Genomic DNA, 12708 nt, shown 5'->3' with positions numbered 1-12708 from the left:
TTACGAGGAGGGTTCGTACCGGATCTAGGCAAACCAGACAGCCGCATGGGATTTTTGGTTGATCTTGAGGGCTTCTAGTCCTAAAGTTCGCGCCCGAACGTCCATGCTGGAAACGATCCATCCGGCTCAAGTACTGACGACGAGACAGCAAGGTCAACGCCCTGGGCATGTTGACCTTTTTGCTTTCGGCGACATGCCTTGGGAAGTAGGCGAACCAAAGTGGGGAAACGGATTAGGCGTTCAGCAATACCCCTACGAATCCATTTGTTCTGCCATCGGGAGTCCGACGCATGTCTATCAAGGTCGAAGATTACTACTCGCGCGAGACCTTCCAGCGAATGAAGTCCTTCGCTGACCAGCATGAAACGCCTTTTGTCGTGATTGATAAAGCTACCATTTCCAGAGCGTATGACGATCTGGTGGGTAACTTTCCGTTTGCCAAAATCTATTACGCAGTCAAGGCAAATCCGGCGATAGAGATCACTGAACTCCTACGTGACAAGGGTTCGAATTTCGACATCGCGTCCATCTATGAGCTGGACAAGGTGCTAAGCACGGGCGTAAGTCCTGATCGCATCAGCTATGGCAACACGATCAAGAAAGCCAAGGACATTCGCTACTTCTATGAGAAGGGCGTGCGGATGTTTGCTACCGACTCTGAAGCGGATTTGCGTAACATCGCCAAAGCTGCGCCGGGATCGAAGATTTATGTACGCATTCTGACCGAAGGCTCCAATACAGCGGATTGGCCCCTTTCACGCAAGTTCGGCTGCCAGACTGACCTTGCACTGGATCTCCTGATCCTGGCTCGCCAGCTGGGTCTTGTGCCCTATGGCGTTTCCTTCCACGTGGGCTCGCAGCAGCGTGATATCGACGTGTGGGACGCTGCCATTGCCAAGGTCAAGGTCATATTCGAACGCTTACGCGAAGAGGACGGCATTGTCCTGAAAATGATCAACATGGGGGGTGGTTTTCCGGCAAATTACATTGCCAAGACCAATAACCTTGAAACCTATGCTGACGAGATCATCCGCTTCCTGAAAGAGGACTTTGGTGACGAGCTTCCGGAAATCATTTTGGAGCCCGGTCGTTCACTGATTGCCAATGCCGGTATTCTGGTTAGCGAAGTCGTACTGGTATCGCGCAAGTCGCGCACAGCCGTCGAGCGTTGGGTGTATACCGATGTAGGCAAATTCTCCGGTCTGATTGAAACCATGGACGAGTCCATCAAATTCCCGATCTGGGTCGAGAAGAAAGGGGAGATGGAGGAAGTCGTGATCGCCGGGCCTACCTGCGACAGTGCCGACATTATGTATGAGCATTACAAATACGGCCTGCCCCTGAACCTTGCCAGCGGTGACCGCCTGTACTGGTTATCCACAGGAGCCTATACCACCAGCTACAGTGCTGTGGAATTCAATGGCTTCCCGCCGCTAAAGGCCTATTACGTTTAAATAGCGCCAATAAAAAACCCGCTTCGGCGGGTTTTTTAGTATTCATGCGAGGAGCGGCTGATGATTAAGCGTTCTCTGGGCACTGATATAAGCTTTATGATCAATTTCATCACCCATTTCAGCCGCTCGTTCGAAATAGGCTAATCCGATCATACGCAGGGTTTCATGCTCGGACTCCAGCAGTCCCTGCCGACTGGCTCTGAAAAAATTGAGGTTTCCTGTCTTGAGTGCTTCCTTCAGCCAGTGCTGGGCTTCTTCAAGCCGGCCGCCTGTTGCGAGGACAGCGGCATAACTGTATTGACCGCGAAAGTCGCCTGCTTCGGCTGAGCGTTTGTACCAGTCCAGCGCCACAAGGGTATCCCGGGTGACCACAATTCCTTCTTCGTAGAAACGTCCGACCAGGTTCATGGACTTGGCATGACCCAGTTCAGCTGCACGTCGGTAGAGTAAGAAGGCGTTGTACTCATCTCGAGTAACGCCACGGCCTGTGGCAAGCAGATTGGCGTAGTTGTACATGCCCCAGTCCAGGCCCTGTTCGGCAGCCTGACGATAGGCCTCGGCTGCTGCATGGGCATCCTGCTCGCAGCCCCAGCCATGTTCGCGGCAACGTCCTACCATGTTGAGCGCCATCGTGTGGCCTTGGTCGGCAGCGATAGTGAACCAGGTCAATGCGAGCCTGGCGTCCTGTGCAATGCCGCGGCCCTCCAGCAGGATCTGGCCCAACATGGCCTGGGCGTCTGGTGAGCCCGCCTTGGCAGCGGTCAGGATTACACGCGCAGCCTCTCTGGGGTTGTCAGACGCCAGTGCCTGTCCCAAGGCCTGACTTTCGAGAACTTCCTGTCGCTTAAGGACGTATGCCATGGTTATACGTCTACCCAGCGGCGTAACAGGTTGTGATAGGTTCCGGTCAGTTGAACCAGTGAGGGATGGTCGGGAACGTCACGGGTCAGATTTTGAATGGCCGTATCCATTTCAAACAGCAGGGCTCGCTGGCTGTCCTCGCGTACAAGGCTCTGGGTCCAGAAAAACGCGGCATAACGAGCACCTCGTGTAACGGGCTCGACCTTGTGCAAACTGGTCGCCGGGTAAAGGACAGCATCGCCAGCGTTCAGCTTTACGCGCTGCGTACCGTAGGTATCCTGAATCACCAGCTCTCCGCCGTCATAGCTGTCTGGGTCGCTAAAAAACACGGTTGTCGAGATGTCGGTTCTGACGCGCTCGGCACTGTTTTTCACATTGCGCACGGCATTATCAATATGGAAATCGAATGAGCCGCCGCCTGTGTAGCAATTGATCAAGGGTGGAAAGATTTTGTGGGGCAACGCAGCTGACATGAACAGAGGGTGTTGCCAAAGGCGATGAACAATGGCCTCACCAATCTCACGCGTTAGCGGATGGTCTTCGGGAAGCTGAAGGTTGCGCTTGGCCTTGGCAGACTGATGCCCTGCCGTGATCCTGCCGTCACTCCACTGGGTGTGCTTAAGCGCCTCACGGATACGTGTTGTTTCTTCAGCAGTAAAGACCTGGGGTATGGCTAGCAGCATGACATGCTCCGATGAGCATAAAAAAGCGATTAATGATAGTTATTCTCACGATTTATGCAAAATGTGCTCTGCAAGAATGCCATCTGGTTTTGAGAATAAATAATACTTTAAAATACTATTGATACTAATTCGTATTTGCGTATATTTTCCGCGGCTTCGTTCGTGGGGAATAATTAGAAATGACGCGTCAAACCGAATCCGGCGTTGCGCCTAAGCTTTTAGTTTCAGCAGTAGGTATGGCCATAACGGCTTTTTCCGGCAGTGCGCTTGCTCAGCAGACCCCTGAAAAGGAAGGTAATACTAAAAGTTCTAATGTTTTAGATCTGAACAGTACAACTGTCCTGGGGGATGAAGAGGGCAGTTATAACGTTCAGGAATCGGCATCCTCCAAGTACACAGCTCCGCTTCGGGATACGCCTAAGTCTGTGACAGTAGTGCCAACCCAGGTAATCCGCGATACGGGTGCGCTTTCATTGACCGATGCGCTACGTACTGTGCCTGGTATTACCTTCGGTGCTGGCGAGGGGGGGAACCCTCAAGGCGATCGACCGTTCATTCGCGGTTTCAGTGCTGAAAGCGACACCTTTGTCGATGGCATGCGTGATGTAGCATCTCAGACGCGCGAGATCTTCAACCTGGAGCAGATTGAAGTCAGCAAAGGCCCCGGTTCGGCCTATACCGGTGCGGGTTCTACAGGCGGTAGCCTGAACCTGATTACCAAAACGCCCAAACTGCAAAACTTCGTCAACGGTGGCTTTACCTACGGCTCCGACCAGACGCGTCGTACCACACTCGACGTAAACCAGATGATTACAGACAACGCCGCTTTCCGTCTGAATCTGATGAAGCATGACGCCAACGTCGCAGGGCGTGATGGCCCAGATGTCAGCCGCTGGGGTGTAGCGCCTTCAATCAGTTTTGGCCTGGGTACGCCAACGCGTGCGACCTTTTCTTACTATCACCTGGACACAGACGATACGCCTGATTACGGCATACCCCTGACCAACGTTGATCGCAGCAAAGCGAATCCGAGCCGCCCGGCTCATGTGGACAAAGACAACTGGTACGGCTCCAGCCGTGATTATCGCAAGAGCACTACGGACAGTGGTACGTTCCGCATAGAGCATGACCTGAACGATAACCTGACGCTCTCCAACAACTTCCGCATGGTCCGCACCACGTTGGACTATGTTGCGTCCAACCCGGACGACAGTCGGGGTAACGTAGTCAATGGTTATGTCTACCGTTCACCCAAGAGCCGTAACTCCGTATCCGAGGGTTGGGTCAATCAGACCGAGCTCAAATCCCTGTTTAATACGGCAGGCGTTGAGCACACGCTGGTGACCGGTATGGAGTTCAGTTATGAGGACGTGCACAACCGTCCTTACACCTTTACTTCCAGCGTATCGGGATCGACTTGTAACGCTGCATTATTGGCGAGTGGCGACTGTACCAGTCTGTATAGCCCTACGCCGAAAGACGGGTGGGCAGGTACTTATGCCGAAGGTGCGTCTTACACCGATACCGATACCAAAACAGCAGCCGGTTATGTGTTTGACACACTCAAGCTCAATGAGCAGTGGTCAGTCAATTTAGGCTTGCGTTACGACGATTTTGAAACACGCTCCAGTGGCTATACAACCGGCGGACGCGGAGCGGTCGCAGGTGATTTCAAGCGCGAGAACAAGTCACATTTCTGGAATTATCAGGCTGGCGTCGTCTATAAACCAGCGCCTAATGGCAGCATTTATGTAGCTTGGTCCACCTCCAGCAACCCTTCCGGTGAAACATCGGGGGAAGGGCTTTCGGAGCTGAGTAGTTCCAACACAAGTCTTGAGCCGGAACGCAACCGTAATTATGAGATTGGCACAAAGTGGGACTTCTTCAACGAAGCGCTCTCGCTTAATGCTGCTTTGTTCCGTACGGACAAGACCAACGCCCGAGTGGCTAGTCCCGAGAGTACCAGTCTCCAGGTGCTTGATGGCGAACAACGCGTTCAAGGTGTTGAGTTGGGCTTCAGTGGCAAGCTGACCCCTCAGTGGAAGGTCTTTGGTGGCTATACCTACCTGGACAGCGAGATTCGTAAGTCAACGACGGCTTCTGATGAGGGTAACAAGATGCCTCAGACGCCAGAGAACAACTTTACCCTGTGGACAACCTATGATGTTACCCAGGACTTCACGATCGGTGGTGGCGCTACCTATGTAGATCGTCAGTTCGGCAACACTGCCAACTCAACCTACATTCCGTCTTACACTCGGTATGATGCTATGGCAGCTTACCGTGTGACGAAGAACCTGGACCTGCAGTTGAACGTGCAGAATCTGACGGACAAGCGTTACTTCGATCAGGTGTATTCAACCCACATGGCGCACGTGGCGGCAGGGCGTACAGCGCTCTTGAGTGCCAACTTCCATTTCTAATGGAATGAGTGCATGGCCCGGCTCCTATGAGTCGGGCTTTTTGTATGAATGCTTCTTTTTCGCCAGGCGCAGATGGCTCAGGCGCATTGGCTTTTGAACGACTCGTGGATCGAGTGACTAAATGAAAAGACTTCTCTTCCAGCTGCATTGGTTTATGGGCATTACGGCAGGGCTGGTGCTGGTCATCATTGGCGTGACTGGCGCTGCCTATTCGTTCGAGTCCGAGATATCGAGCCTGCTCAATCGCTCTGCGGTGGTAGAGGAGCGAATGCCTGGAAGCGCGCTGGCGCCTGCCGAGCTTATCAAGCGTGCCGAAGCGTATGAAGGCAAAAAGGTCACTGGCCTGTGGGCCGACCTAGTGCTCAACAGCAACGTCCGTGTGTTTTTTGAGCCTCCGCCCGGAGAGCGACGTGGGCCTATGCGTTTTGTCGATGCGTATACCGGCGAAGTATTGAGTGAACCTGTTGGGGCTGGTTTCTTCGAACTTATGCTGCGTTTGCATCGCTTTCTTGCCGTGGGTGAAACCGGCAAGGCGATTGTTGGTGCCTGCACGCTAATGCTCGTATTTTTCTGCCTGTCGGGTTTGTATCTTCGCTGGCCCAAGCAGATTGCCAGCTGGCGAGCCTGGTTGGCCCTGGATTGGACCCGCAAAGGACGTAGTTTCAATTGGGATCTGCATGCAGTCGCAGGCACCTGGTGTCTTGCGCTTTATCTGCTGGCCGCGCTGACAGGGCTCTTCTGGTCCTACGAGTGGTATCGCAACGGGTTGATTCGGTTGCTGGATGATGCACCTGCCGAGCAGCGGAGTGAGCGTAAAGGCGGCAGACCAGAGCGTCCTCAACCCAATGCAGTACCGCCCGTCATTAATCATGAAGCCCTGTGGGCAAGCGTGCAGCAGGCTGCGGGCCCAACGCTGGAAGGCTATACCCTGCGCTTGCCTTCAGCAGCCGGTCAGCCGGCAACCATATTTTATCGTCTTCAGGACGCCGACCATCTCAGAGCGCTTAATAAGCTGGAGCTGGATCCGCAAACCGGCGTGGTTCGCAGTCATGAGCGTTATGCTGAGAAAAGCTTAAGGGGCCAGCTGTTAAGCAGCATCTATGCGCTGCATACAGGCGAATATTTTGGGCTTGCAGGGCGGCTGTTGATGTTTCTGGCCAGCCTTGCCATGCCATTATTCTTTATCACGGGCTGGCTGCTCTATCTGGATCGCCGACGTAAGAAGAAAGGTATTCGCCAAGCCCGTCGTGAGGTGGCAGGTACTGCAACAGGAGGAGATCCCTGGTTAATCGGATTTGCCAGCCAAAGTGGCTTGGCAGAGCAAATGGCTTGGCAAACGGCTGGCCAACTACAGGCTGCAGGCCAGCCAGCCACTGTAAAACCGCTCGCCCAGCTCAATTCCGAGGCGTTGGCAGCGGCTCACAAGGCGCTGTTTATCGTCAGCACATTTGGTGATGGCGAGGCCCCAGACAATGCCCGCAAGTTTGAGCGAGCCGTGTTACGGCAGGCAGTGTCTTTGAAGCAGCTTTCCTATGGTGTGCTGGCATTGGGGGATCGCCAATATCCGGATTTCTGTGCATTCGGCAGGCGACTGCAAAATTGGTTGGCCGGGCAGGGCGCCCATAGCTTGTTCGACCCGGTTGAAGTAAACCGGGATGATCAGGTCGCGCTAGGCATATGGCAGTCGCGTTTGAGTGAGCTGGGTGCAGTAGCCAGTAGCCAGCCTGTAACCGCTCCTTTTCAGGATTATCACTTGACTGCCCGACAATGCCTGAATCCCGGAAGCCAAGGCTGGCCGGTTTTCAAGGTTGATCTTGAAGTGCCGGTAGGTTGTTACTGGGACGCAGGTGACCTTATCGAGATTCTGCCACGCTATCCCATGTCCTTTGTGCATGAATGGTTGAGTCCATTAGGGCTTACGCCAGACTGCCCTGTGCTATTGGAAGAAATCGAGTTGCCATTGGATCAGGCATTAGCAACCCGCTTTCTGCCTGAGGACGTTCACCATCTTGTGGGAATGCGCGCACAGGGTCTGGTAGAGGCTTTGCTGCCTTTGGCTGTCAGGCAGTATTCGATTGCTTCTCTGCCGGATGAGGGTGTGATGACGCTGATCATTCGTCAGGAACGCAAGCGAAGCGGTCAGTTGGGAATAGCGTCTGGCTGGTTGACTGCCCATGCGCCAGAGGGTGGGCATCTTATGGCACGCTTACGGCCAAACCCTGCCTTCCATACATCTCATGATGGTCGTCCTGCTATTTTCATCGGCAATGGCACAGGGATCGCGGGACTGCGATCCCTCCTCAAGGCCCGTATCGATGCGGGGCATAGCCAGAACTGGCTGCTCTTTGGTGAGCGGAATCAAGCTCATGATTTCTTCTACCGGAATGAGCTGGAGCATTGGCTGGCGCACCGTCAGCTTGCCCGTCTTGACCTTGCTTTTTCCCGCGACCAAGAGCGTAAGGTCTATGTGCAGGGCCGGCTGACCGAGGCGGCGGCAGACGTTCGTGAGTGGGTCGAACAGGGCGCGACCCTCTATGTCTGCGGCAGTTTGCAAGGCATGGCGCAGGGCGTAGATGCCGCTCTGATCGAAATCCTGGGTGAGCCATGCTTAGAACGGTTACAGGAAGACGGACGTTACAAGCGAGACGTTTATTGACGTTATCCATTGGCCGTTTCCCTTTGTGTGAAAGGGAAGCGGCTAGTTGCGCTTTGTCGATAACTCGATAAGCTCTCCAGCCACTCTTGGAAGGCGCTGCATGAGACCGCTCTTGTGCTGGGCGTCGTTAAAAAAATAGCCTCCCACGCTGTCTGCCAGGGGCCGTCCCATGGCACTCGCTTAAAAGGAATGTGTATGCCGGATGTGCGCCACGGGTCCTCCCAGCTTCATACCTTTGATGAGGCGGGTACTTACCGCATTGTCATCTGGCGGCTCATTCCTTTTCTCTGTTTCTGTTATCTGGCGGCCTACCTGGACCGTATCAACATCGGCTTTGCAAAATTGCAAATGCTTGACCAACTGCACCTCTCCGAGACCGCCTATGGTTTGGGGGCAGGGCTGTTCTTTGTGGGTTATATCCTCTTCGAGGTACCCAGCAATCTGGTGCTGGAACGTGTCGGAGCTCGAATCTGGATTGCCCGGATCATGATCACCTGGGGGTTGCTGTCAGGTGCCACAATGCTTGTGACCGAGGCGTGGCAGTTCTATGTTCTGCGTTTTTTCCTGGGCGCTGCCGAGGCGGGCTTTCTGCCGGGTGTCCTGTTTTATCTCACCCAATGGTTTCCTACGTACCGTCGAAGTCGGGTCATTGCGCTGTTCATGATTGGCTTGCCGCTGTCGAGCGTGATTGGTGCACCAGTATCGGGCTGGATCATGAGTCACTTCCATCAGGTCAATGGCTTGCAGGGCTGGCAATGGCTGTTTCTGCTAGAGGCCGTGCCTACAGTTGTTTTGGGTATTCTGACCTTCTGGATGCTGCCTAATAATATTGGCGAGGCGGCATGGCTAAGCACTGAGCAGAAGCATGGACTTGTGCAGAAGCTGGCAGAGGACGAGGCCGATCGGCCGAATACGCCTTACCGTTTTCGTGACGGCTTCTGGGATATCAAGGTATGGATGCTGGGCGGGATCGACTTTTCGATACTGCTCTGCGCCTACGCCATGGGGTTCTGGCTGCCAACTTTCATCAAAGGGGCCGGCGTTACCGATACAGTACAGATTGGATTGCTCACTGCCATTCCAAGCCTCATGGGGCTGGTCGGGATGTTGGTCATCGGTGCGAGTTCGGACCGCTTTCGGGAGCGCCGTTGGCACATTATCGTGCCCTTTGTCATAGGGGCTGCTGCACTCTTCATGAGCACTTTTTTCGCCAAGGATGTGACCATGCTGGTGCTGCTGTTCGGGGTCGCTTCGGCCGCTATCATTGGGGCTGTTCCGGTGTTTTTCAGTCTGCCGGCAACCTTTCTCAAAGGCACCGCTGCGGCGACCGGGTTTGCACTGGCTTGCTCCTTGGCCAATATTGCGGGGTTGGTCAGTAATTCCCTGATGGGAATTGTACTGGACCTGACCCATAGCAGTGCCGTAGCGCTCTGGTGCTTTGCCGGCTCGCTGCTGCTGAGCTGCCTGCTGGTGCTGGCGCTGCCTGCCAAGGTCGTGAACCGCTGAGAGCAGTTGCCTGCTAGGCTGAAAAGAATTCTTCTGGTGGAGGCACCCATGTTCAGTCACATCCAAATCGGCATCCATGACCTGCCCCGCATGACGGCTTTTTATAATGCCGTATTGAGTGAGCTAGGCATGATTCGTATGGCAGACGAAGAGGATGGTGGCCCTGAAGGGGCTGGTTGGCAGTATCCCGGACAGCGATGGCCGCAATTCTGGGTCCAGTTCCCTTTTAACGGACAGCCCGCTTCGGCAGGTAATGGGACGCAGGTAAGTTTTGCGGCGCCGTCACAGGCAGCCGTGGATGCTGCATGGCGCCAGGCATTGCTCCAGGGTGGCTCCGATGAAGGCGCTCCCGGGTTGCGGGCACAGTACGCACCGGACTATTACGGCGCGTACTGCCGTGACCCTGAGGGCAACAAGCTGTGCTTTGTATGCGCTGAGGGACTGCCTTTAGCGCACCACCAGTAACGCGCCCCCGGCAGTCCGCAACATATTGCCAGTGTTGCTACCCATGAAGAAGTGCCGTAACCGAGAGTGTCCGTAAGCACCCATGACGGTCAGGCCAATCTCCTGCTGCTTACGGTATTTTTCCAATGCAAGCTCTACGTCGCCCTCGACGATAGCGGTCACGACATTCAAGCCAATGGAGCGCAGGATAGTAGCTGCATCTTCCTGTGGCTGACGGTTTTCGGCGTTATCCTTTCCAACGGTTACGATGTGGCATTCCAGATCTTGGAAGAGCGGGCTTTCTGCCATCATTTCCAGAGCCTTTCGCGCGCTGTTGCTGTTATCAAAGGCCAGCATTGCACGCTGAGGGATTTCGAATGCTACCGGTGTGACAAGGATCGGGCGTGTCAGGGCGCGAAGGGCGCTTTCCAGGTGGCTACCGATAAGTCGCTCCGGCGGTGTTTCCTCGCCCAGTCGGCCCATGACAAGAAGTGCGCTTTGCGCCTGCATGTCCTGAAGTGTGTCCAGGAAGTCGCCATGCCTTTGCAGCGTATCGGTCTTTTGGGCGCCTAGCTTGGTGACATGTTCCTGAGCCGCCTCAAGCAGGAGCTGCCCCTGCTTAAGTCCCAACCCTCTGCGCTTCTCATCCAGCTTGGCCAGCTCGTCCAGCAGGTGTTCCCGACTGCCCAGCCCGATAGTGCCGCTCAGGTCCGAATCGGCAGGGTAGTGTTTGCGGTCCAGCACATGCAGCAGGCTGATAGGGGTATCCAGTTTCAGGCTGGCCCAGGCAGCATAATCACAAACACCTCGTGTAGCAGGAGAGCCATCGATGCAGGCGATGATCCTGTTCATTACCGTTCCTCGATCAGTAGCATTCAGATGCATGATGCCTAGTGGCCCGTCAGTTTGTCAGCTGCGTCCGGTTTGTCATGAACGCCAAAACGGTCAACCAGCGTAGCGCTGGCCTGATTCAGGCCAATCACATCCACATGCGCACCTTCCCGGCGGAATTTGAGAACTACGGCATCCAGTGCCGAGACGGCTGTGATATCCCAGAAGTGAGCATGGGTTAAATCAATCAAGACATGAGAAACTGCTTCTTTCAGATCGAATGCTGCATTGAAGCGGGTAGTCGATGCGAAGAAAACCTGTCCTTTTACGTTGTAGATTCGTTTTTGCCCTTTCTCCAAGCGACTCTCTACCTGCAGATAAAACGCCACCTTATTGGCAAAAAACAGAGAAGCCAGCAGCACGCCGGTGAGTACACCAAAGGCAAGGTTGTGTGTGAAAACCACCACAGCCACGGTGACCAGCATCACTATGTTGGTAGAGAGCGGGTATTTTTTCAGATTACGGATCGAGTCCCAGCTAAAGGTGCCGATAGAGACCATGATCATGACGGCAACCAGTGCAGCCATGGGAATACGAGAGACCCAGTCTCCAAGGAAAACCACCAGGATAAGCAGGAATACACCCGCTACCAGAGTAGACAGCCGCGAACGGCCACCGGATTTCACATTGATGACGGACTGACCGATCATTGCGCAGCCAGCCATGCCTCCAAGCAAGCCTGAAACGATATTGGCCAGCCCTTGGCCCTTGCACTCACGGTTCTTGTCGCTGGAGGTGTCAGTCAGATCATCCACAATGGTTGCGGTCATCATGGATTCCAACAGTCCTACCACTGCAATGGCGGCAGAGTAGGGAAGGATGATCATCAAGGTATCCAGATTAAGCGGTACATCTGGTAGCAGGAAAACCGGAAGGCTGTTCGGCAGTTCGCCCATGTCACCTACGGTCCTTACTTCCAGGCCCAAGTACATCGAGAGGGCCGTCAGCAGCAGGATGCAGACAAGTGGAGAAGGAATAATCCTGCCTATCTTGGGTACGTAGGGAAACAGATAAATGATGCCAAGGCCTGCAATTGTCAGGGCGTATACGTGCCAGGTGACATGGGTCAGCTCAGGTAACTGCGCCATGAAAATCAGAATGGCCAGCGCATTCACGAACCCGGTCACTACGGAGCGTGAGACAAAGCGCATCAGCGAGCCTAGCTTCAAATAGCCAACAACGATTTGGATAACGCCCGTAAGGAGCGTAGCCGCTAGCAGATATTGCAACCCGTGGTCGCGTACCAGCGTTGTCATCAGCAGGGCAGTAGCACCGGTTGCAGCAGAAATCATGCCGGGGCGGCCGCCTGCAAACGCAATGGTCACGGCGATACAGAAAGACGCATACAGGCCGATCTTGGGGTCGACGCCTGCGATGATGGAAAAAGCGATGGCTTCCGGAATGAGTGCCAGAGCAACGACCAAGCCGGCAAGAATGTCGCCTCGCAGGTTGTAGAGCCAGTGATTCTTGAGGGTATGCAACATTGCAGTTACCAAAGCAAATAGCCATAACCTGCCTGCCGAGCAAACGGCAAAGGTTATTGACACGTTGAACAGGAAAAGTGAGGGGCCTGAAAGGCGCGCAACAAATACCGTACTGACGGGGGCTTCCAGCGTCAGTGGCACAGGCGGAGGGGGAGAACGCTATGGCGGCGTGGGCAGCCAATGATGAGGGTTAAGCAGTGTCATTAGACCTGTCTTCAGCCTTCGAAATAAACGAGGGGGAAACCTTAACACAAAATGTAAAAAGGTGCAGACAGCATTAAAGACATGCTGTATTAGGCCGATAAC

The 12708-nt window shown here is 54.4% G+C and carries 9 protein-coding genes; 5 read left to right on the top strand and 4 right to left on the bottom strand.

Annotated features, from left to right (window positions below):
• Positions 1–290: 290 nt before the first annotated feature.
• Positions 291–1454: a type III PLP-dependent enzyme gene (locus IEX86_RS02040; RefSeq protein WP_188864396.1), complete on the top strand. Its 1164-nt coding sequence runs from the start codon at positions 291–293 to the stop codon at positions 1452–1454.
• Positions 1455–1496: 42 nt separating this feature from the next.
• On the opposite strand, the gene IEX86_RS02035 is transcribed toward IEX86_RS02040, so the two are convergent.
• Together IEX86_RS02035 and IEX86_RS02030 are read right to left on the bottom strand one after the other, a co-directional pair.
• Positions 1497–2315: a tetratricopeptide repeat protein gene (locus IEX86_RS02035; protein WP_188864395.1), complete on the bottom strand. Its 819-nt coding sequence runs from the start codon at positions 2313–2315 to the stop codon at positions 1497–1499.
• Between the two features lie 2 nt (positions 2316–2317).
• Complete coding sequence (locus tag IEX86_RS02030; RefSeq protein ID WP_188864394.1) at positions 2318–2998, bottom strand: Fe2+-dependent dioxygenase; 681 nt, start codon at positions 2996–2998, stop codon at positions 2318–2320.
• Positions 2999–3177: 179 nt separating this feature from the next.
• Here IEX86_RS02030 and IEX86_RS02025 point away from each other — a divergent pair, with 179 nt between their 5' ends.
• From IEX86_RS02025 to IEX86_RS02010, 4 genes are all read left to right on the top strand, one after another.
• Positions 3178–5421 (top strand): TonB-dependent receptor, encoded by a 2244-nt coding sequence (locus IEX86_RS02025; RefSeq protein ID WP_188864393.1) that lies wholly within the window; start codon positions 3178–3180, stop codon positions 5419–5421.
• A 121-nt stretch (positions 5422–5542) separates the two neighbouring features.
• Positions 5543–8077 (top strand): PepSY domain-containing protein, encoded by a 2535-nt coding sequence (locus IEX86_RS02020; protein WP_188864392.1) that lies wholly within the window; start codon positions 5543–5545, stop codon positions 8075–8077.
• Between the two features lie 195 nt (positions 8078–8272).
• Entirely contained in the window at positions 8273–9583 is a 1311-nt protein-coding gene (locus IEX86_RS02015; RefSeq protein ID WP_188864391.1) for an MFS transporter, read from the top strand.
• A 48-nt stretch (positions 9584–9631) separates the two neighbouring features.
• Positions 9632–10048 carry a VOC family protein gene (locus IEX86_RS02010; RefSeq protein WP_188864390.1) on the top strand — a complete coding sequence of 139 codons (417 nt, stop codon included), beginning with the start codon at positions 9632–9634 and terminating at the stop codon, positions 10046–10048.
• Here IEX86_RS02010 and IEX86_RS02005 read toward each other — a convergent pair.
• Together IEX86_RS02005 and IEX86_RS02000 are read right to left on the bottom strand one after the other, a co-directional pair.
• Positions 10031–10879 (bottom strand): universal stress protein, encoded by an 849-nt coding sequence (locus IEX86_RS02005; protein ID WP_188864389.1) that lies wholly within the window; start codon positions 10877–10879, stop codon positions 10031–10033. The two genes, IEX86_RS02010 and IEX86_RS02005, sit on opposite strands and share 18 nt — an antisense overlap.
• A 38-nt stretch (positions 10880–10917) precedes the next feature.
• A complete protein-coding gene (locus IEX86_RS02000) occupies positions 10918–12402 on the bottom strand; it encodes a SulP family inorganic anion transporter (RefSeq protein WP_188864388.1) in 1485 nt (494 codons plus the stop codon).
• Positions 12403–12708: the final 306 nt, after the last annotated feature.

Source organism: Pseudomonas asuensis (assembly GCF_014646755.1).
GTDB classification, from domain to species: domain Bacteria; phylum Pseudomonadota; class Gammaproteobacteria; order Pseudomonadales; family Pseudomonadaceae; genus Chryseomonas; species Chryseomonas asuensis.
This window is presented reverse-complemented; position numbering and strand designations above follow the sequence as displayed.